We start from the raw sequence: 21,506 nt of genomic DNA on the forward strand, positions 1-21,506 counted from the left end.
TCGTGTATGCAGTTAAGTCAAAACGAAGATCACAATTTCTCTCTTTCCAAATTCGAATCGATGCTTAAAACTAACGACGTTTTATTCTTTGATTCTAATGAGTTCGAAGGAATTATTTTTCACTATTTAGAAACCGGAAAATTCGCTTTAGCTAAAAAAGCGGTGAAGCTTGGTTTAGAACAACATCCCGATGCGAGCGTCTTAAAATTATTTAAGGTAGAGATCTTGATCTTCGAGAATAAACTTACTGAAGCCGATTTATTATTGAATGAATTGCACGAGTTAGAACCTTCTAACGACGAAATTTATATACAGAAAGCCAACATCTTCTCAAAACAAGATAATCACGAAATGGCGATCAATACGCTAGAAACCGCTTTAGAATTTACTGCGGAAGAAGCCGAGATCTATTCGCTCATGGCGATGGAATATATGTTTCTTGAAGATTACGAAAACGCGAAACTTAATTTTATGCGTTGCTTAGAATTAGAAAACGACGATTATGCCGCGCTTTACAATATAATTTACTGTTTCGACTTTTTAGAGCAACGCCGAGAAGCGATCGATTACCTTAATTTATTTTTAGACAAACATCCTTATTCTGAAGTTGCTTGGCACCAAGTTGGAAAACAGTATTTCGATTTAAAAGAATACGATAAAGCCTTAGCTGCCTTCGATTTTGCCATTATTTCTGACGATTATTTTGTCGGCGCTTATATGGAAAAAGGAAAAGTGCTAGAAAAAATGGGGCGTTTAAAAGAAGCGATCGAAAATTATCATATCACTCTAGAACTTGACGATCCTACTGCTTTTGCTTATTTAAGAATTGGTAAATGCTACGAGAAATTAAAAAAATCGAAGTTAGCTTTAGATTTCTATTCTAAAGCAGTCGATGAAGATCCGCTTTTAGACAAAGCCTGGATCGCGATTACCGATTTTTATTCAAGAAAACTTAACTACCCGAAAGCGCTATATTACATCAACAAAGCTATTAGTATCGATAGCGAAAATGTATTGTATTGGAAGCGTTTTGCAAAAATCAACAATCGTTTAAATTATGTTGAAGAAGCAGAAAAAGGCTACCAAAAAGCGATCGAATTAGGGAATTACGAATTAGAAACCTGGATTACTCGTTGCGATTTACTTATTAATTTAGGTGAATTTGAAACCGCTTTAGACACGATGTATCAAGCCATCGAATTTTATCCTGAAACAGCAGAGATCGAATATCGTTTGGCCGGTTTATATTTCTGTTTAAATCAAGGAGATCGTGGTTATTACCATTTAAAAAATGCGCTAAAGATCGATGCAGAATATTCAATTATTATTGAAGAATTATTTCCGGAGATCTTCAAAAGAAACAGCGTAAAAACCTTGATCGATAAACACGCATAATTCGTAACATAAACAAGTATTCCTGCTTCCTTTCAAAAGTAATTTTAGTACTTTTACTTTTTAAACGAGCATATGCAACGAAATTTTAAAGATTACTTCACTATTGCGCTTAAAGGAGTAGCGATGGGTGCTGCAGATACCGTCCCGGGAGTTTCCGGTGGAACAATAGCTTTTATTTCAGGGATTTACGAAGAATTAATCACCACGATTGGCAATGTAGATATTTCACTTTTTAAAACCTGGAAATCTCAAGGTTTTAAAGCATTCTGGAATCAGCTTAACGGTGGTTTTATCGTTTCGCTGCTAATTGGTATTTTGTTTAGTGTTTTCACGTTTATGCGTTTAGCCAATTATTTACTTAAAGAGCATCCCGTACTTATTTGGTCGTTCTTTTTTGGGTTAGTAGTAGCCAGTATTTGGTTTGTTGCCAAACAAATCGATAAATGGAAAATTTCAACATTTATTGCCGCGATCATCGGAGCTGCAGTTGCGTATTACATTACCTCGCTCCCACCCGCGGCTTCTTCAGACAGTTATATGTATTTATTAATCTGTGGCGCGGTTGCAGTTTGTGCGATGATCTTACCGGGAATATCGGGTGCGTTTATTTTGGTTTTAATGGGCGCTTACCGAAATATCACTCAAGCCGTTCACGATTTCGATTTCAAAAAAATTGCGTTAGTTGGCTTAGGCGCTATTGTGGGATTACTTACTTTTTCTAAAATTTTAAAATGGCTTTTTGCGCATTACAGAAACATCACTTTAGCTGTGTTAACTGGTTTTATCACGGGTTCACTCAACAAAATCTGGCCTTGGAAAAAAGTTTTAGAAAGCACACAAATAGAAGAAAAAGTGATCGTTCTTAAAGATAAATCAGTATTACCTTCTAATTTTGAAGGTGATGCTCAACTTTTATTCGCCATTCTTTTAATGCTTGCCGGTTTCTTTTTAATCATTATTTTAGAGAAATTAGCAGAACAGAAGCCAGACGAAGATGCAGCAAACCCGAACACTTAAAGACAAAATATTCTTAGTTTTAAAAGGTTTAGCCATGGGAGCCGCCAATAAAGTTCCCGGCGTTTCTGGTGGTGTGGTTGCTTTTGTGGCCGGTTTTTACGAGGAGTTTATTTATTCGCTTCAAAAAGTAAATTACAAAGCTTTTTTGTTGTTGATCAATGGTCGGTTTAAAAGTTTATACCATTATGTAAATGGTAAATTTTTAGGCTTACTTATTTTAGGAATGGTGATTAGTTACTTTAGCGTTTCTAAATTACTCGATTTTCTTATTGAACATTTTGAGCTATACGTTTGGTCGGCTTTCTTCGGGATGATCATCGGTTCGATCTATTATATTTCTAAAGATTTTAAATTGAAATCTTTCAACAATCTGCTCTTTATTTTCTTCGGAATTGTAGCCGGCGTCGGCATTAGCCTCATGGAACCCGCTACCGAGAATGATAATCTCTGGTTTGTATTTGTCTGCGGAATTATAGGTGTTTCCGGGATGACGCTTCCGGGACTTTCAGGTTCTTTCATCTTAATTCTTATCGGCAATTACGTTTTACTACTCGTAGATTCTGTAAATGCGCTTTTCGATACGCTTACCGATATCGCAAAATTCGATTTTTCTTTTGTAGATAACCAAGAAAGAACTAACTTACTTAAGGTTTTAACCTCATTCACTTTAGGTTCTGTAGTTGGTTTAGTTACCTTATCGCACGCATTAGGTTATGTTTTAAAGCATTACAAAAATATTACTTATGCGGTGATTATTGGTTTTATTACCGGTTCGTTAGGCGTTGTTTGGCCTTGGAAAGAAAAAGTCTTTAAAACCCGAGCCAACGGAGAATTATTAAAAGACGCTAACGGAAATCTAGTTTTAGATAACTATGATCGATATTTACCGCATTTGACCGATATGACCACTTGGATCGCGATATTTTTTATAATTTTGGGAATATTAATAGTGTTAGGTCTAGAACGCTACGGAAATAAAAACGCCAATACCAATACAAATGGATAAATACGGATTAGTAGGGAAAAATATTTCTTATTCATTTTCTAAAAGTTATTTTGAAAAAAAATTTGCTGCGGAAGAAATTCACGCTCGCTATCAAAACTTCGACTTACCGAGTTTAGCAGATTTTCGAGAGATTGTTGCGCACGAAAAAAACTTAAAAGGTTTAAATGTAACGATCCCCTACAAACAAGCTATTCTTCCGTTTTTAGATCAATTAGACGAACAAGCTGCAAAAATTGGCGCGGTAAATACCATTCAGGTAAAAAATAAAAAGCTAGTAGGTTATAACACCGATTGTTTTGGCTTTATGAAATCGCTTTTTCCGTTACTCGAAAAACAACATACCGAAGCTTTAATTTTAGGAACCGGCGGCGCTTCAAAAGCAGTTGCTCACGCACTAAGATCGTTGGGCATCGAATATAAATTTGTCTCTCGAAACCCTAGTAAAAACGACTTATCTTACGATCAAATCACGAAAGAAGTGTTAGAAAAGCATTTTTTAATTGTGAATTGTACGCCCTTAGGAACGCATCCTAATTTAGATGAAGCTCCCGCACTACCGTATGAGTTTTTAGATCATCGTCACTTATTGTACGACTTGGTGTACAACCCGCCGCTAACTACCTTTTTAGCCAACGGAAAAGTAAAAGGCTGTAAAATTTATAATGGTCAAAAAATGCTAGAATATCAAGCAGAACGTTCTTGGGAAATTTGGAACGAAGATTAATCAAGAGTTTTTTTAAGATTTATACTTTTTTTTGCAGACTAACTTAGGAGTTACTATCTTTCAAGACTAATTTAAGATGAACTTAAACATTGAAAGATATGTCTGATAAAGAAAAATCTCCATCACAAGAAGAGAATACCAAAAAGCAAACTTCTTTACCTGCAAATGAAGAAGCAAAAACGCCTGAAACACATTCTGAAGTAGAACAATCGATGATCGACGAGTCTCAAAAAGAACCGTCCAACACGACCAACGAAGAGCTAAATTCTACCAGCAAAGAAGCAAAAGATGAAGCTACGGCACAAGAAACTTCAGCAGAGAAAGAAGAAAAAGCAAGCAACGAAGATAATGCTCACCAAGATGAGCTAGACAACGCTATTGCGGAAGATAGCGAAGATGAAGATGCGCACGAACGCCACGGGATCGAAATGAAAGATTACCACGCTATGTCGATGCCGGAGCTTGTGAGAGAACTTTCTTCTTTAGTGAAAAATGAAAAAGTTCAGCATATTAGAGACCACGTTCAAGAAATTAAAACAGAGTTTGATGCGAAGTTTGAAGAAGAAATGGAGCAGAAAAAAGAAGATTTCTTAGAAGAAGGTGGTAACATTATCGATTTCCATTATTCGAGTCCGATCAAGAAAGAATTCAACTCGATCTATTTCGATTATAAAGAAAAAAGAAATAATCATTACCAACAGCTAAAAAACAACCTTCAAAAAAACTTAGAAGAACGTTTAGCGATTATTGAAGAATTAAAAGGGATGATTGGTGCCGGTGCCGATATGGGTGCTAACTTTAGCCAGTTTAAAGAACTTCAAGAACGTTGGAAAAAAGCCGGTCCCGTACCACGAGAGCAATACAAAATGGTATGGAACACTTATCACCATCACGTAGAAAACTTTTATGATTTCTTGCACCTAGATCGTGAGTTTAGAGATATGGACTTTAAGCACAACCTAGAGCAAAAATTAAAAATGATCGCTCGTGCAGAAGAGTTAGCAGAAGAAACCAACATTAATAGAGCATTTAGAGAATTGCAAATGCTCCATAAAATGTGGAAAGAAGATGTTGGGCCGGTCGCTAAAGAATACCGTGAAGATATTTGGGAGAAATTTAGCGAAGCGACCAAAAAAATTCATGAAAATCGCCAAGCACATTTTGCCGATCTTGATAAAGTAAAAGAGAAAAATTTAAAAGTAAAGCAGCAAATCATCAACGATATTAAAGAAATTGCTGATAAAGACATTACTTCACACAACCAAGCGCAGCAACAAATTAAAAAAATTGAAGCGCTTAGAGATCAATTCTTTAAAGCAGGAAAAGTACCTTTAAAAGTAAATGAAGAAACTTGGCAGGCTTTTAAAGAAAATGTAAGAACGTTTAACAGAAAGAAAAACGCTTATTACAAGAATCTCAAAAAAGAACAATACAAAAATCTAGAGAAAAAGCTTGAACTTGTTGAAATTGCTGAAGACAATAAAGACAACGAAGATTTTAAAGCAACGACACCAATTATGAAGAAAATCCAGTCTAACTGGAAGCAAATTGGTCACGTCCCTAGAAAAGACAGCGATAAGATCTGGAAGCGTTTTAAAAGTGCCTGTAATCATTATTTCGATAGACTTCACGCCGTTAGAAACGAAGAGAACAAAGAAGAAAATGAAGCCTTCGATAAAAAGAAAGAATTATTAGATGCTGCAAAATCTTTAGAACTTCAAGGCAACCCTGAAGAAGATTTAAAATTAATCAAAGCTAAGATCGCTGAGTGGAAAGAAATTGGGCGCGTACCTTTTAACAAGCGTTACATCGAAGGTAAATTCAACAAAGTATTAGATCAGCTATTTAGTCAATTAGACATTGGTAGAAAAGAAGCTGAAATGATGAAGTACGAAAACCGCGTACAAGCCTTAGATGAAGCCGACGATTCTAGACAAATTGAGCGTGAGGAAAGCTTTTTACGTAAGAAAATTTCAGAAACAAAAGCAGAGATCACGCAGTTAGAAAATAACATGCAATTTTTCGCTAATGTAGACGAAAGCAACCCAATGGTGCGCGACGTGCTTAAAAATATAGAACGACATAAAGTTCAATTAGAAACCTGGAAAGCTAAATTGAAAAAAGTAAGATCGCTTTAATCAACTAATCTAGATCAACACATTTTTATGGCATCAGGAATTTTTGCAATATTAGATGATATTGCTGCTTTAATGGACGATGTCGCTACGATGAGTAAAGTAGCGGCAAAAAAAACAGCCGGTATTTTAGGAGACGACTTAGCGGTAAATGCAGAAAAAGCATCGGGTTTTGTTTCTTCAAGAGAAATACCGGTGCTTTGGGCAATAACCAAAGGTTCGCTATTAAATAAACTCATTATTTTACCTATCGCGTTTTTATTAAGCGCGTTTTTACCCATTGCAATTACCATTATTTTATTGCTTGGCGGTTGCTACTTAGGTTTTGAAGGTGCCGAGAAAATATTTCATTATTTTGTGCCTCATCACGGTGATTCTAAAAAAGAAGAACTCAAACAAGTAGAAACCAAAGAAGAGATTCTTGCCTTAGAGAAAGAACGTGTAAAATCTGCAATTTTAACCGATTTTATTTTATCGGTAGAAATTGTGATCATTACGTTAGGTACTGTTGTTGGTGAGCCTATTTTAGAACAAATTATTGTGGTAAGCATCATCGCTATCATTGCTACTATTGGCGTTTATGGTATTGTAGCCTTAATCGTAAGAATGGATGAAGCAGGTTATGCACTTATCGAAAGTAGCGATAAAGAATCTGGACTTAAATTTAATTTAGGTAAGTTTTTAGTAGCTGCACTTCCCAAAGTAATTAAAGGTTTAACTTTTATCGGTACAATCGCGTTGATACTTGTTTCGGGAGGAATTTTTGTACATAATGTTGAATTTATTCATCATTTAATTCCGGAAGCGATTCCTTCTATAATTGCTGAATTTGTTGTGGGGCTCATCTTTGGTTTTGCTGCATTTTTAGTTGTTCAACTATTTCTCAAATTAAAGAAATCTTTCACTAATTAAGGTTTAAAACTTTTCTGAAGTTCTACATCTTTTAAAAGCTGACAGTAATTTAATTTGGTATTTTTTTTGATAAATAATTTTACAAAAAAACAGTAAATATCATGAAAAAGTTAGCATTAGTTGTTTTGAGTTTAGGCTTTTTCTGGTCTTGTTCTTCACAAACTGAAAAAGCAACATCTTCTAAGAATTACGAAGAAATAAAAGGTAAAAGTCCGCAAGGTAATTGGGAAGTTCATAAAGAATTTGATGAACACGGAAACTTGATTAGAAAAGACTCGACCTACTCCTATTCTTGGTCGTCGGTAAACGGTCGTCAAGTGAACCCGCAAGAAATGGATAGCTTAATGGCAAACGCTCGTAAAATGATGCAAGCACATATGCAAAATTTTAATAGTACTGGTTTCGAGAATTCTTTTGATGATTTCTTTGGGGAATCGATGCTAAATATGAATCCTTCGGAAATGAGAAAGAAAATGATGCAACGCATGCAACAAATGCAAGCACAGTTTTTTGGCGACCAAAACTTCTCGGAAGGTTTTGAAGATGTAGAAGAATCTACTTCTGAAAGATCTGCTGAAAATGAAGTTGAAACTGAAAAAACAAGGTTCACAACTTCTTCACAGCAGATTTAATTTTTTCAGAGTTGAATTCTAATTCTAACATAAAAAATATCCTGCAAGGTCTCTTTTCGACCTTGTAGGTATTGATTATAAATTTTGAACATTATAAACCTACAAGGTTATACAAACCTTGCAGGAATGGAGAACATTAAAAAATTGTTTGTTTTTCTTATTATTAATCCTGTTAGGGATTGTAGTGAAAAGCCCGTAAAGCAAAACTTTTTAAAAAATTTGCCTTTTAGAAAGCGACGACAGAAGCTTTTTAAAAGGCTTTATTTTTTTGAGGCTTTTGCTGCGTACTTGTAACGGAAAGCCCGGCTCGAACAGAAAAATAGTGACCAGTTTTAAGTTTACAGTATACAGTTTACAGTTTACAGTTGACAGTTGATGGTTGACGTGTTATAATTCTTTTTGATAGAGCTGGTAGGTAGATAAGGGTAATTCTTTAACGCCAACTTTTTTGAATCCTAAATTTTCGTAATAATGGCAAAGCTTAGGGTTTTTGGTATCTGCATCGAGTCTTAAATAATTACAATCATCTTTTTTAGCCTTCGTCTCGATCTTTTGAAGAATTTTTGCGCCGATTCCTTTACCATTAAACTCTTCTTTGACGACTAGCGAATGTACATATTTAGCTTTTTCTTGTTGTGCTCCCCAATACAATTGATCTTCATTTAAAATTCTCACCATTCCTATTAAATCTTCATTTTTATTGGTGATGAAGAAAAATTCTTTATTCTGAATCCCTTCTTCTACCCAAGCTATTTTTTCTTGTGGCGGATTTTTCCAATACTGCCAATGATCGACGTTCTTCTTACTAATTTTTTCGGCTGCTTCTTTAAATAATACTAAGACGTTAGCTTTATCGCTTATTTGAATTTGTTTAAACTCAAGTTTCATTTTTCTATTTTAAAACAAAGTTCATAAAAAAATCCCTTCCGAATTAACGAAAGGGATTTTGAGGATTAAATGTTGGGAAAATTATTTCCCTTCCATTTTATCTTTTAAAGCTTGAAGATCTGCGTTAGCATCACCTAATGTAGGCTTGTTATCTTCTTGTGCTTTTTTAGCTGCTTGCTTAACGATTTTTGCCTCTTCTTCCTTGTGAATAGACATATGTGAAGCTACAACTCTTTTGAATTCTTTATTGAACTCGATAATTACGAATTCTGCTTCGTCTCCTTTTCCTAATTTAGAACCGTCTTCTTTTTCTAAGTGACGTGTAGGAACGAATGCAGTAATGTCTTCGTTAAATTCGATCGTTGCACCTTTATCTACCATCTCGTCGATAGTTGCTGTGTGCTTCGTACCTACTGCGAATTCAGTTTCGTATTTATCCCAAGGGTTATCTTCTGTTTGTTTGTGACCTAAGCTTAGTTTACGTCCTTCAACATCAAGTTCAAGAACTACAACGTCTAACTTATCTCCTACGTTACAGAATTCTGATGGGTGCTTAATTTTCTTAGTCCAAGAAAGGTCTGAGATGTAAATTAAACCATCGATACCTTCTTCTAATTCTACGAATACACCAAAGTTAGTAAAGTTTCTTACTACTCCTGTGTGACGAGAACCAACTGGGTATTTAGAAGTAATATCTGTCCAAGGGTCTGGAGTTAATTGCTTAATACCAAGAGACATTTTACGCTCTTCTCTATCTAAAGTTAAGATTTGCGCTTCTACCTCATCACCAACATTTACGAAATCTTGAGCTGAACGTAAGTGCGTGCTCCAAGACATTTCTGAAACGTGGATTAATCCTTCTACACCTTCAGCAACTTCGATAAATGCACCGTAATCTGCGATTACAACTACTTTACCTTTTACTTTATCTCCAACTTTTAATTCTTCGTCAAGAGCTTCCCAAGGATGCTTGTTCAACTGCTTAAGACCTAATTGAATTCTTGTCTTAGCCTCATCGAAGTCTAAGATTACCACATTCAATTTCTGATCTAACTCAACGATCTCGTTTGGATGGTTGATTCTAGACCAAGAAAGATCTGTAATGTGAACTAATCCGTCAACTCCACCAAGATCAACAAACACACCGTAAGAAGTGATATTCTTCACAGTACCTTCTAATACTTGACCTTTTTCTAATTGACCGATAATTTCTTTCTTCTGCTCTTCGATATCTGCTTCGATAAGCGCTTTGTGAGAAACAACTACGTTCTTAAATTCGTGGTTGATCTTCACCACTTTAAATTCCATAGTTTTACCAACGTAAGCATCGTAATCTCTAATTGGCTTCACATCGATCTGTGAACCTGGTAAGAAAGCTTCGATACCAAATACGTCTACGATCATACCACCTTTAGTACGACATTTAACGAATCCGTTAACGATTGTTCCTTCTTCGTGAGCCGCGTTAACGCGATCCCAAGCTTTGATTACACGAGCTTTACGGTGAGAAAGTACTAATTGTCCTGTTGCATCTTCACGCACATCGATAAGAACTTCTACTTTGTCTCCTACTTTTAAATCTGGGTTGTAACGAAATTCGTTAAGAGAAATAACTCCTTCACTTTTCGCATTGATATCGATAATAGCATCACGATCTGTAATGTTGATTACCGTACCTTCTACTACTTCATCATCTAAAGTGTCTACGAAATTTTCTGCTACTAATTTTTCGAATTCTTCTAGCTTTTCATCGTCGATAGGATCGATTCCTTCTTCGTAATTGTGCCAGTTAAACTCTGCTAAAAACTTTTCAGGATTTTCTTGTTGCTTCTCTACGTTAGGTTGAGAAGAGGTAGCCATACCTGCTACTTCCTGAACTTCTTGATTTTTTGTTTCTTCAGCCATAGTGCTGATTAAAAAATTTGTATTCTATATTCTTCGGAAGATTTAAGCGGCTAAAACATAGAAGTTTTAGTAAAAATTTTATAGATTCCTTTTCTCTTTCCAATAATGCCACGAAAAGGGTTGCAAAAGTACAATTTATTTTTTGATATTCAAACAATTAGAAAGAGATAAAATTTAATTTTCGAAATAAAGCCAATTCAATTTAACTTACAGACTATCAAAATATTAGACTTCAAACTGTCTTTTGCTTAAAAATTAAATGCACTAGAAGTATTAAAATAGTATAAATTAAACCCAAACTTGCAACGCCAGACCATTGGAACCATTGCCAAGCATAAGCTCCAGTAGTTGTCCCCAAAGCTCCGCCTATAAAATACCCCACCATATAAATGGTATTGATTCGATTTCGGGCTTCAGGATTTTTAGAAAAGATGATGTTTTGATTGGTTATATGAAGTGATTGCAAGCCCATATCGATAAAAATAACGCCGATCACCAAACCGATGATCGAATTTCCTGAAAATTCAAAAACACCCCAAGCTAAAACCATCACCAAAGTAGCAATAGTAATGAGTCGATTTTTATTCATTTTATCGCTAAGTTTACCAGCCCAAGTTGCGGCTAAAGCTCCGCCAATTCCTAAAATACCAAACATACCGGCAATCCCGCTTCCATAGTTAAAATTATCTTCCATTAGAAAAACCAAAGTGGTCCAAAACGCACTAAAACCGGCAAACCCCAAACCACCACGCAAAGCAGCCAATCGTACCGAAGGTTCAGCTTTAAAATATTTCCATAAGGATTGCATGAGTTTAGCATAACTTCCTTTAAAATCTGAAGTTAATGAAGGGAGTTTAAATACCAAGACCAACGCATACAAAAGCATGATTCCGCTGGCAATAAAATACATACTTCGCCAACCTAGATATTCACCTACATAACCACTAATCGAGCGACTACCTAAAATACCTATTAATAAACCGCTCATCACAATACCAATTGCACGACCTTTATCTTTAGGATTGGCTAATTGCGCAGCCATTGGCACAAACAATTGTGGCACGACCGAAGAAAAACCAATACAGAAACTAGCGATCGTTAACACCAATAATGAAGGGGAAATTGCAGCTATTAATAAGGAAGAAATGATCGCAATAAAATCGAAAAGAATAAGTTTTTTGCGGTTGAATTTATCTCCTAACGGAATAATAAACAGCAAACCAAACGCATAACCCAACTGCGTAAACAACGGAATATTACTCACGGCCGCTTCTGAAACCTGAAAGCTTTTTGCCATTAAATTTAATAGTGGCTGGTTGTAATAGTTATTAGCGACCACCAAACCGGCGCCAACTGCCATCACGTATAATAAAGAATTGGAGAGTTTTTGCTCTGCCATCTTAAGCGTTTTCGATCGCGTTTTTAGCTAAGGCAAGAATTTTTTCAAATTGCTCGTTTAAACTCATTTCAGAATTATCGATCACCACTGCATCTGGGGCTTGTAATAAAGGTGAGTCTTTACGCGTAGAATCAATGTGGTCTCGAGATTTTACATTTTCTAACACTTCTTCGAAAGTAACTTTCTCTCCTTTTTGTAGTAGCTCATCATACCTGCGTTGCGCACGAGTTTCGGCAGAAGCGGTCATAAATAGTTTTAATTCGGCTTCCGGAAAAACAACGGTACCAATATCGCGGCCATCCATTACGATTCCTTTTTCTTTTCCAAATTTATGTTGTTGCTCGACTTGTTTTTTTCGAACTTCAGGAACGGCAGCTACCTGACTTACATAATTAGAAACTTCTAGGGTTCTAATCTTTTCTTCAACATTTTTACCATTCAAATAAATTTCAGCAAAACCTTTTTCAGCATTAAAATGAAATTGAAGTTGAATATCGGGTAGACTTTCAATTAATTTTTCTTTTAGAAATTCATCTTTAGAAATTAAATCGTGTTGCAAGGCATATAAAGTGACTGCACGATACATCGCGCCGGTATCTACATAAACATAACCTAAAACTTTTGCGAGTTGTTTTGCGATGGTACTTTTACCTGTAGATGAATAACCGTCAATAGCAATGATTATTTTTGATAAATTGCTCAAAATCAAATAATTATTTGGATATTTTTATTTTTATTTTTATTTTTAAGGGAATTAACCCTAAAAACTTATTTATTATGAAAAAAATTATGTTATTATTAATGGGATTTTTAGTGTTCTTTTCTTGCAGCGAAGATAATGCAGATACCTTGCAAAAGCAATCTATTGAAAAGAATCTTGACCTCGAATCTTCAGACCCATCACCATCTAGCGATAGATTTGCTTCTTGTGACTATGTTACCGATATAACTGTTTCAGATTTAGGGGACTTATCAGCAGAAGAAAGTACAATTATAGAGCATTTCAACAGAAATGCATTATTTGATGGATTAAGTAATTATAGTGAAATAATTTACGTTTACAATGATACTAATGGAAAAGAATTTATTGAAGCTATTGCTGATAATGAAGAAAGCGGGTTGACAACCTTAAGAGTTGAAGTACAAAGTCAAGAAGTAGAAAGTCAATCTGCAAGCTCTAGATTTATGATTTCCCTTTCAATGAGTGCCGATACTTGTAGCGGTGTTAATTGCTCAAAATGTTCTTTTACCAAAGACGGTGGCTGTAAATGTGATAAAATAGGAAGTATAAATGGAGGTGCTTCTTATTGTAACCATAGTACAAGTTGCTAACGATAACCTTAAAAATTGATCGAACAGGCTTTTTAGCCTGTTTTTTTTTGGCTGAATTTTTGCGTTACGAAATTTTAAACATACTAACCTATAATCAAAAACGTTATTGCTTTAATAGCTTAGCCTTGCGAAAATATAAAAAAACCAATCAATTATTCCGTTAAACTTTTCCTTATTCTTATGGCAAAAAAACTACTCTCACTCCTATTGTTCTTAGCTGCATGTTCGAGTTTTGCGCAACAAAAAATTACCGGTCTTATAATTAACGAAGAAACGCAAGAACCACTTGCTTTTGTGAATGTAATTTTTAAAGATCAACCCACGCAAGGAACGATTAGCGATATTGACGGGAAATTTTCTTTGGTGACTGAAGAAAATAAAACCACTCTTCAGCTAAGTTATATTGGTTTTGAAACTAAAATTATTGATGTTAATCGAAGTGATTCTCCCATGACGATCACCTTAAAACCTTTAGAAGAGCAATTAGATGAAGTTATTTTAACTAGCGGAAATCCTGCATTATCAATTATTGAAAAAGCTATCGCCAACAGAAGGGAAAACCATCCTGAAAATTTACCTGAATTTTCTCACGACTATTACAACAAAGTTATTTTTGATCTACAAAGCGACGGAAAAAGGGTAGATTCTGCTTTTAATGCAGTTTTTAAAGGCGGACATATTTTAGTGATGGAATCGATCACTAAAAAAGAATTTAAATATCCCAGACTTACCAACGAAACGGTAATTGCCAATAAAGTTTCAGGATTTAAAAACCCGATGTTTACTGCTTTAGCAACGAATATGCAACCCTTTTCTTTTTATGATGAAGTGATCGATTTACTCGATATGCATTTTTTAAACCCGATAAGTGATGGCGCTTTAAACAAATATGATTATGAATTAAAAGAAACCATTATTCAACATCAAGATACCATTCATCTTATATCGTTCAAGCCACAGGAAGGTAAAAATATCGAAGGTCTAAAAGGTTTGCTTTACATAAACACCAAAAATTACGCGATCCAAAATGTAATTGCGAGTCCATTTGAAGAGATGAAAATCGATTTAAAAATTCAGCAACAATATCAATATTTACCAGAAGAGGTTTGGTTTCCTGAACAATTAAACTACTCTTTAAAACTCTCTACCAATGCTGGCGGAAATAACGATTTTATTATTGCTGAAGGTAAAAGTTACATTCGCAATGTTAACCTTCAACCTAACTTAACCAACAAAGATTTTTCTGCTACGGTTTTAAAAATAGATGAGCAAGCTCCTAAAAAAGATAGCTTGTATTGGGAAAATCACAGAATTGTTCCTTTAAACGAGCAAGAAAACATCACTTATCGCGTGGTCGATAGTTTAGGAGAAGAATTTAAATTTGATAAAGCCATTTCTTATATGAATAAACTTCCGCAGGGAAAAATACCTATAGGAAAGTTTGATCTCGACCTTAAGCATCTTTTTGGCTACAACAAACACGAAGGTTATCGTTTAGGTTTAGGAATTTACACGAACGAAAAATTAATTAAAGATGTAGAATTAGGCGGTTATTTTGGCTACGGTTTTAAAGATCACGAATGGAAATACGGTTTTAGCGGAAAATATACCATTTCTAAAGACGACGATATTTTTATAAAAGCGGCTTATCAAGACGATATTCAAGAAATAGGAAGCTATGGATTACCAATTTCTGATGAATTCTTTAATGGCTGGCGCGATTTTATAATCGAAAAAGTAGATCATATTCAAAAATACAGTTTCACTGGAGGTTTTAGGAGCTTCAAATATTTAACTACTGAAATTGAGTTGAATCACGCTAAAATCACTCCGCTTAACAATTATATTTTTGAAGCACCAGATTACAATTTTAGTCCGTTTTACCATACTAGCGCATCCATCAAATTACGCTATGCTTATGGCGAACATTTTGTGCAAACGCCATTTCAAAAAACCAGTTTAGGTACTCATTTCCCTATTCTCACTTTACAATATACGCGAGGTTTTGATGATATACTCGAAGGTGATTTCAGCTATCAAAAAATTGAAGCTAGAATTGAACAAGATGTATTTTTAAAGAACTTAGGAAAAACTTCTTACCGCATTCAAGCCGGTTATGTTGATGAAGTTTTGCCTAGAAATTTATTATTTACCGGTGAAGGAAGTAATGATGAAGATATCCCGATCGTGATCGAAAATACCTTTCAAACCATGTTGCCTTATGAGTTTTTAAGCGACCGTTATGTTGATGTATTTTTGAGTCATAATTTTGGTTCGCTACTTTTTAAAGCCGGAAAATTTAATCCTGAAATTATTGTGCATCACAATTTAGGTTGGGGAGATTTAAATAAAGATTATACGCTTTACAATTTTAAAACGAAAGAAGATATTTACTTGGAAGGAGGTTTAGAATTAGCGCGAATTTTAAAAATAAATTACTTCGATATAGGCTATATTACTTTTGGTGCCGGCGCCTTTTACCGCTACGGAAATTATCAATTAGAAGATTTTGACGACAATATTGCTTTTAAAATGAATATAGGTTTCAGTTTTAATTAATTCAGGTCTAAATTCAATCCAAAAAAGCTAGAGCTTGAAGCCGCGTGATAGCGAGCGTAGGTATAACTTAGACGGAGTTTATTAAACTTCACCGAAAAACCACCACTTAATCCGGCAAAAGAACGCTGATCGAGAATTCTTAATTCTTCGCTACGTCTAAAACTAAAGCCTAAACGAAGGTTAAAACCACCTTCAGGAAAGAGTTCTGCTCCTAAAACCGTATGGCGAAGAAGATTATTAAAGAAACCGGGATCATCGGCAATCACGTTACCTTCAAGATCTGTTTCATCTCTGGCAGAATTACGAAAGGCTAAATTCCATTGTTGCATGTTTTCTAAGGTAATATGCCAACGAATAGGAACACCATCTGCCAATTGGGAAATTCCAAAATCTACTTCTAGCGGTATACGTTCATAAATTTCATTATAAGGTGTAAACTGCGTACCAATATTTCTTACCACTCCAGAAACCACCAAATCCCAATCTTCATAAAAGTAAGTTACTCCAAGATCTAGCGCGCCACCCAAAGAAGTGTATTGCTCCAGTTTAGATGAAATTAATTTTGCATTGGCGCCGATGTAGAAATCTGTCCACGGAATATTATAGGCATAACCCAATGAAAAAGCCACTTCACCACCGCTAAAATCTCCTGTAGGTTCGCCAAATTCGTTATAACCGTTAAAACTTCCGTAGTTTACATAAGTTACGCCGGCATGAACCACTTGCGTATGCCGATCGATTAAATAAGCGTAAGATGCCGTACCATAATTTACATCGCCTAAATAATTTACATAGTTCACAGAAAGGTTATTATCCATTTCCGGATTGATCGTTGAAGGATTATAGATTGCTGAAGTCGGATCGTAATCGTAGATCGTAATGTTTTTACCACCCAAAGCAGCTTGACGCGGACTCGCCACCAGATTTAAAAACTGATAAGTACTTCTCCCTCCTATCTGTGCAAAAGATTGAAGCGAAAGAAAAAATAGAAATATGCAAGTCCAAATTTTCGGCATACCCGCAAAAGTAATTATTTACGCTACTTAAACGGAAATGTTTAGAATTTATTTTTAACGGCTAGATCTAAATAATGCTTTCTTATTAAGATGACGATGAAAATTTTTTTCAATAAAAAGTGCTTTAAAAATAAAACTGAAAATAAAGAATCATCATTTTAAAATTTCATTACTGAAATATTCTCGCTAAAAGAATAAATAAATCAGAATTTATTAATCACAAATTTTTCCTGAACAACTATATTTCAAATGCTTACAATTAATTATTATCTTGCTTTCTTGATTTTTTAACATATAGAACAACAAAAACTTAATCCATGAAAAAAAAGATCTACTTTATTGTACTTGCAATTTTAGTGATTATTAATTTGTTTAATATCCCCGGTTCTGTTGAAGAGGCGAACAATATCGATACAGGAGATACCGCCTGGATGTTGGTTTCTGCCGCTTTAGTTTTATTAATGACGCCCGGTCTTGCCTTCTTCTACGGCGGAATGGTAAATAAAAAGAATATTATCTCGACCATGCTGCAAAGTTTTGTGGCGCTAGGTGTTGTAAGTATTCTTTGGGTAACCGTTGGTTTTAGCTTAGCATTTGGTGATAGTATTGGCGGTATTATTGGAGACCCAACTACTTATTTTAACTTTAACGGAGTTTCATTATCACCCAACCCTAAATTTTCTGAAACGATTCCGTTTTTATTATTTGCTTTATTTCAATTGAAATTTGCAATTATCACTCCCGCATTAATTACCGGAAGTTTCGCTGAGCGCGTTCGATTTAGAAGCTATATTTTATTCATGGTGTTTTTCGTTCTCTTTATTTACACCCCTTTAGCACATATGACCTGGCATCCTGACGGTTTATTAAGAAATTGGGATGTATTAGATTTTGCCGGAGGAACCGTGGTACATATGTCTGCAGGTTTTGCTGCATTAGCAGGAGCTGTTTATTTAGGTAAGCGTCGTAAAAATGTGCACAGTCCATCGCAAGTACCTTATATTATTTTGGGTACTGCTTTACTTTGGTTTGGATGGTTTGGTTTTAATGCCGGTTCTGCTTTAGGAGCAAATTTAGATGCAGTGAGTGCTTTTGCGAATACCAACTTCGCCTCTGCTGCTGCAATGATCGCTTGGATCTTTTTTGATATGTTCAACAAGAAAAAAATGTCGGCTACCGGAGCCTGTATTGGTGCAGTTGTCGGATTAGTCGCCATTACGCCGGCTGCCGGTTTTGTAACGATTGGGCAAAGTATTTTCATTGGATTTATCTCTGCAGTAATTAGTTGGTATGCCGTACAGATTAAAAATAAATCGGGATTAGATGATACGCTAGACGTTTTCCCTTGCCACGGAATTGGTGGAGTTTCAGGGATGATCTTAACCGCTGTTTTCGCAAAAGATGTTGGATTGGTTTATGGAGAAACAACTGTTTTCACCCATCATATGATCGCGCTTATTTGTGTAAGTGTATTTACTTTCTTCGGAAGTTTACTATTATACAAGATCGTAGATTTAATTACTCCTATTCGAGTAATTGAAGAAAAAGAATTAGAAGGTTTAGATTTGTCTCAACACGGTGAAAGTGTTGAATAATTCTACCTCAAATTTTATTCATAAAAAAGCCTTGCTCGATCGAGCAAGGCTTTTTTTGTTTCCAAAAAAATATTTATTCTTCCTCTTCCGGCTCAATAGCAATATCGGGATCTAAATAATCGGGTGTACCGTCATTATTAGTATCGGTAAAAATAATTTCATCTTCTGTGATAATTCCGTCGCCATTTGCGTCGTTTACTTCAATTTCATCAGCAGTTAAAACTCCATCACCGTCATCATCGGTATCTAAATAATTTGGAGATCCATCTCCATCAAAATCATCATCTTCTTCGTATAAATCTTTATCGTTATCTAAATCTTCCATGTAAGAAGGAATGCCATCTTCATCGTGGTCCATCTGAATACCTCTATATAATTGAAATGTAAAAATTAACGGATCATAAGGATTAATACCAGAACCCGTTGGTGCAGAATAATAATACCCTAAACCTGATGGAATAAAAACTGCTCCAATACCATAATCATCATTATAATTATAAGTTCCATCACCATTATCTGTATAACCACTAGCTCCTCTAAATTCAGATAATCCTTCGTGAAAACCAGGAATTACACCACCACTTCCGGTTCCCGGAAAATCAAAACTAACCGGCACTGTAGTTTCATCAAATAAATGAGTAGATAAACTATCTATATTTTCACCTCGATAGGTTAAAATTGCACGATCTGCAAAAGTTGGCTGATATTCATTTTCATTACCTTCTCTTATTTTAAGGTAATATAAATTGTAGGTAAGATCACCATAGTCTACGGTTTTCATCATCAATTCTTCAGAATCCATAATAGAAACTTCGTTTTCATTTTCACCTGCAATCGTATCGAAAACAATTTGTTTAAAAATAGGATTAGAGGTAGTTTCTTCTACTCTATAAAAGTGTGTAGAAAGATAAGTTTCGATCTCATCCATATTTTCAAGATAAACTTCAGAAGGCTCTCTTAATTCAACAGTAATTGTATCGTTGTCTTCATCATCTGAACCACAACTTACAAAAATCACCAAGGCGGTAAGTATTAAAAATTTCCAGTATTTCATCATTGCTTTAATTTTAGCTCGCAAGATACAATTTTCTTATATTTTTGTATAACGAATAAAAAAAGTGTTTTATATGCGAATTGATAAATATTTATGGTGCGTGCGCTATTTTAAAACCCGAAGTATTGCTACCAATGCTTGTAAAAAAGGTCACGTTCGTGTAAATGGAGATATTGTAAAGCCTTCGAGAGATGTTTACCCAACCGACAAAATTGAAGTTCGTAAAAACCAAATTAACTATATTATAGAAGTACTAGATTTACCACCATCTCGTGTAGGGGCGAAATTGGTAAATATTTATTTAACAGATATTACTCCGAAAGAGAATTTAGAAAAATTAGATCTACTTAAATATTCTCAAGATTATTACCGTAAAAAAGGTACAGGAAGGCCTACTAAAAAAGACCGAAGAGAACTAGACGATTGGTTCGATATCGACAACGAAGAAGAACAAACAGAACAAAACAAAGAAGATGGTAACAACTAAGCATACACTCATATTAAATCACGAAGAAATAGAGCGAAAAGTTACTCGCATGGCTTTTCAAATCTATGAAAGCAACGTTAACGAATCTGAAATTATCATTGCCGGAATTGCAAAAAACGGTTACATTTTAGCCGAAAAATTAGCAAACAAACTTAAAGAAATCTCAGGTTTAAATCTTAGCCTTTGTGAGGTTAAAATGGATAAGAAAAATCCGTTAAAAGGTGTTTCTACAAGTTTAACCATTGAAGATTACCAAAACAAATCACTCATTTTAGTTGATGATGTACTTAACTCCGGTTCTACTTTGATCTACGGTGTAAAACATTTCTTAGAAGTACCATTAAAGAAATTTCAAACTGCCGTTTTGGTAGATCGTAGTCATAAAAAATTTCCGGTTAAGGCCGATGTAAAAGGTCTCTCTTTGTCTACTTCGCTTAATGAAACTATAAAAGTGAGCTTCGGAAAAACCAATAAAGCAGTATTAGTCGAGTAATTTACTAATCTCTGCCACTAAATCTTCAACAGTTTTATTATTTGCATCGATTATAACATCGCTTTGCAGGTAATAAAACTGTCTTTCAAATAAATGTTTTCTTACATATTCTTCTAATTTCTCTTTCTCCAAATTAGCAATTAAAGGTCTTTTAGCTCTTTCTTTAAATAAACGCTGCGTTAAATTTTGTGGTGTTACTTTTAAATAAACCAACTTTAATTCTTCATCGTTTTTTAAAAGCTCTAAATTATTTCCGTAGCAAGGCGTTCCTCCTCCTAAAGAAATTATAGCTTTTTTGGTATGAGATAAAATTTCTTCAAGCACTAAAGTTTCCTTTTTTCTGAAGTAAATTTCTCCTTTGTGAGCAAAAATCTCAGAAATTGAAAAATTTTCTTTTTTTTCTATTTCTTTATCTAATTCTATAAAATCCCACTTCAACTTTTCTGCTAATAACTGACTAACAGTACTTTTACCAGAACCCATATAACCACAAACTGCTATTTTCATATTTCAATTTTAATTCAAAAATCAACTTTTTTTAAGAATTATCAAATTTATCTAAAAATAGCCTTGTTAAATTGATAAAACACATTATATTTGCACCCGCATTCGCAAAAAGAATGTTGGAGAGATCTGGTAGCTCAGTTGGTAGAGCATCTCCCTTTTAAGGAGAGGGTCCTGGGTTCGAGCCCCAGCCAGATCACTTTTATTTTTTATAATTTTTAGTTGAAAAATTATAGTTCTTTTTAATAACGATCTGGTAGCTCAGTTGGTAGAGCATCTCCCTTTTAAGGAGAGGGTCCTGGGTTCGAGCCCCAGCCAGATCACTTCTTCTTATTCTATAAGATTTCCCTATTTTATTGAGCCCAGGTGCTGGAATTGGTAGACAGGCATGGTTGAGGGCCATGTGTCCATTAGGGCGTATGGGTTCGACTCCCATCCTGGGCACATTTATTT

Annotated in this window: 19 protein-coding genes and 3 tRNA genes; 15 read left to right on the plus strand and 7 right to left on the minus strand. The window is 34.9% G+C overall.

Translation table 11 applies throughout. From position 1 onward, the window contains the following. Positions 1-6: 6 nt before the first annotated feature. From G551_RS0102780 to G551_RS0102810, 7 genes are all read left to right on the plus strand, one after another. The gene (locus G551_RS0102780; protein ID WP_027884137.1) at positions 7-1,395 is read left to right on the plus strand and encodes a tetratricopeptide repeat protein; all 1,389 of its coding nucleotides are present in this window, start codon (positions 7-9) and stop codon (positions 1,393-1,395) included. A gap of 72 nt (positions 1,396-1,467) precedes the next feature. Beyond that, entirely contained in the window at positions 1,468-2,412 is a 945-nt protein-coding gene (locus tag G551_RS0102785; protein WP_027884138.1) for a DUF368 domain-containing protein, read from the plus strand. Beyond that, positions 2,390-3,418, plus strand: a complete 1,029-nt coding sequence (locus tag G551_RS0102790; RefSeq protein WP_027884139.1) for a DUF368 domain-containing protein — start codon at positions 2,390-2,392, stop codon at positions 3,416-3,418. Before G551_RS0102785 ends, G551_RS0102790 begins: the two co-directional genes overlap by 23 nt. After that, positions 3,411-4,142 (plus strand): shikimate dehydrogenase family protein, encoded by a 732-nt coding sequence (locus G551_RS0102795; RefSeq protein WP_027884140.1) that lies wholly within the window; start codon positions 3,411-3,413, stop codon positions 4,140-4,142. The genes G551_RS0102790 and G551_RS0102795 overlap by 8 nt, the downstream gene beginning before the upstream one ends. Positions 4,143-4,240: 98 nt before the next feature. Continuing rightward, positions 4,241-6,280, plus strand: coding sequence for a DUF349 domain-containing protein (locus G551_RS0102800; RefSeq protein WP_027884141.1), 2,040 nt, complete (start codon positions 4,241-4,243; stop codon positions 6,278-6,280). Positions 6,281-6,307: 27 nt separating this feature from the next. Continuing rightward, positions 6,308-7,189 (plus strand): DUF808 domain-containing protein, encoded by an 882-nt coding sequence (locus tag G551_RS0102805; protein ID WP_027884142.1) that lies wholly within the window; start codon positions 6,308-6,310, stop codon positions 7,187-7,189. Positions 7,190-7,290: 101 nt separating this feature from the next. Further along, positions 7,291-7,821, plus strand: a complete 531-nt coding sequence (locus tag G551_RS0102810) for a hypothetical protein (RefSeq protein ID WP_027884143.1) — start codon at positions 7,291-7,293, stop codon at positions 7,819-7,821. Positions 7,822-8,208: 387 nt separating this feature from the next. On the opposite strand, the gene G551_RS0102820 is transcribed toward G551_RS0102810, so the two are convergent. The 4 genes from G551_RS0102820 to cmk all read right to left on the minus strand — a co-directional run bounded on the left by G551_RS0102820 (position 8,209) and on the right by cmk (position 12,716). Continuing rightward, positions 8,209-8,709, minus strand: a complete 501-nt coding sequence (locus G551_RS0102820; protein ID WP_027884145.1) for a GNAT family N-acetyltransferase — start codon at positions 8,707-8,709, stop codon at positions 8,209-8,211. A gap of 81 nt (positions 8,710-8,790) precedes the next feature. Continuing rightward, a complete protein-coding gene (gene rpsA, locus G551_RS0102825) occupies positions 8,791-10,614 on the minus strand; it encodes a 30S ribosomal protein S1 (protein ID WP_027884146.1) in 1,824 nt (607 codons plus the stop codon). A gap of 232 nt (positions 10,615-10,846) precedes the next feature. Then, positions 10,847-12,013, minus strand: a complete 1,167-nt coding sequence (locus tag G551_RS0102830) for an MFS transporter (protein WP_027884147.1) — start codon at positions 12,011-12,013, stop codon at positions 10,847-10,849. A gap of 1 nt (position 12,014) precedes the next feature. Continuing rightward, on the minus strand, positions 12,015-12,716 hold the full coding sequence (gene cmk / locus G551_RS0102835; protein ID WP_036243209.1) for a (d)CMP kinase: 702 nt from the start codon (positions 12,714-12,716) through the stop codon (positions 12,015-12,017). A gap of 14 nt (positions 12,717-12,730) precedes the next feature. Here cmk and G551_RS0102840 point away from each other — a divergent pair, with 14 nt between their 5' ends. Both G551_RS0102840 and G551_RS0102845 read left to right on the plus strand, forming a co-directional pair. Beyond that, on the plus strand, positions 12,731-13,345 hold the full coding sequence (locus tag G551_RS0102840) for a hypothetical protein (RefSeq protein WP_027884149.1): 615 nt from the start codon (positions 12,731-12,733) through the stop codon (positions 13,343-13,345). Positions 13,346-13,525: 180 nt separating this feature from the next. After that, entirely contained in the window at positions 13,526-15,904 is a 2,379-nt protein-coding gene (locus tag G551_RS0102845) for a DUF5686 family protein (protein ID WP_027884150.1), read from the plus strand. Here the strand turns inward: G551_RS0102845 and porQ are convergent. Beyond that, positions 15,901-16,920, minus strand: coding sequence for a type IX secretion system protein PorQ (porQ, locus tag G551_RS0102850; RefSeq protein WP_036243212.1), 1,020 nt, complete (start codon positions 16,918-16,920; stop codon positions 15,901-15,903). The genes G551_RS0102845 and porQ overlap by 4 nt on opposite strands. A gap of 317 nt (positions 16,921-17,237) precedes the next feature. Between porQ and G551_RS0102855 the strand changes: the two genes are divergently transcribed. Next, the gene (locus G551_RS0102855; RefSeq protein WP_027884152.1) at positions 17,238-18,515 is read left to right on the plus strand and encodes an ammonium transporter; all 1,278 of its coding nucleotides are present in this window, start codon (positions 17,238-17,240) and stop codon (positions 18,513-18,515) included. 73 nt (positions 18,516-18,588) lie between these two features. On the opposite strand, the gene G551_RS0102860 is transcribed toward G551_RS0102855, so the two are convergent. After that, on the minus strand, positions 18,589-19,569 hold the full coding sequence (locus tag G551_RS0102860) for an FKBP-type peptidyl-prolyl cis-trans isomerase (protein WP_027884153.1): 981 nt from the start codon (positions 19,567-19,569) through the stop codon (positions 18,589-18,591). A 73-nt stretch (positions 19,570-19,642) separates the two neighbouring features. On the opposite strand from G551_RS0102860, the gene G551_RS0102865 reads away from it, so the two are divergent. Both G551_RS0102865 and G551_RS0102870 read left to right on the plus strand, forming a co-directional pair. Further along, positions 19,643-20,056, plus strand: coding sequence for an RNA-binding S4 domain-containing protein (locus G551_RS0102865; RefSeq protein ID WP_027884154.1), 414 nt, complete (start codon positions 19,643-19,645; stop codon positions 20,054-20,056). Further along, the gene (locus tag G551_RS0102870; protein ID WP_027884155.1) at positions 20,043-20,549 is read left to right on the plus strand and encodes a phosphoribosyltransferase family protein; all 507 of its coding nucleotides are present in this window, start codon (positions 20,043-20,045) and stop codon (positions 20,547-20,549) included. The genes G551_RS0102865 and G551_RS0102870 overlap by 14 nt, the downstream gene beginning before the upstream one ends. Here the strand turns inward: G551_RS0102870 and G551_RS0102875 are convergent. Continuing rightward, positions 20,538-21,056: a shikimate kinase gene (locus G551_RS0102875; protein ID WP_027884156.1), complete on the minus strand. Its 519-nt coding sequence runs from the start codon at positions 21,054-21,056 to the stop codon at positions 20,538-20,540. The two genes, G551_RS0102870 and G551_RS0102875, sit on opposite strands and share 12 nt — an antisense overlap. Before the next feature lie 123 nt (positions 21,057-21,179). On the opposite strand from G551_RS0102875, the gene G551_RS0102880 reads away from it, so the two are divergent. The 3 genes from G551_RS0102880 to G551_RS0102890 all read left to right on the plus strand — a co-directional run bounded on the left by G551_RS0102880 (position 21,180) and on the right by G551_RS0102890 (position 21,497). Next, positions 21,180-21,252, plus strand: a tRNA-Lys gene (locus G551_RS0102880). A 51-nt stretch (positions 21,253-21,303) separates the two neighbouring features. Continuing rightward, positions 21,304-21,376: transfer RNA gene (locus tag G551_RS0102885), tRNA-Lys, on the plus strand. A 37-nt stretch (positions 21,377-21,413) separates the two neighbouring features. Beyond that, positions 21,414-21,497 (plus strand) — tRNA-Leu (locus G551_RS0102890). Positions 21,498-21,506: the final 9 nt, after the last annotated feature.

Origin of the sequence: Mesonia mobilis DSM 19841 (assembly GCF_000423405.1) — a bacterium.
Lineage (GTDB): Bacteria > Bacteroidota > Bacteroidia > Flavobacteriales > Flavobacteriaceae > Mesonia > Mesonia mobilis.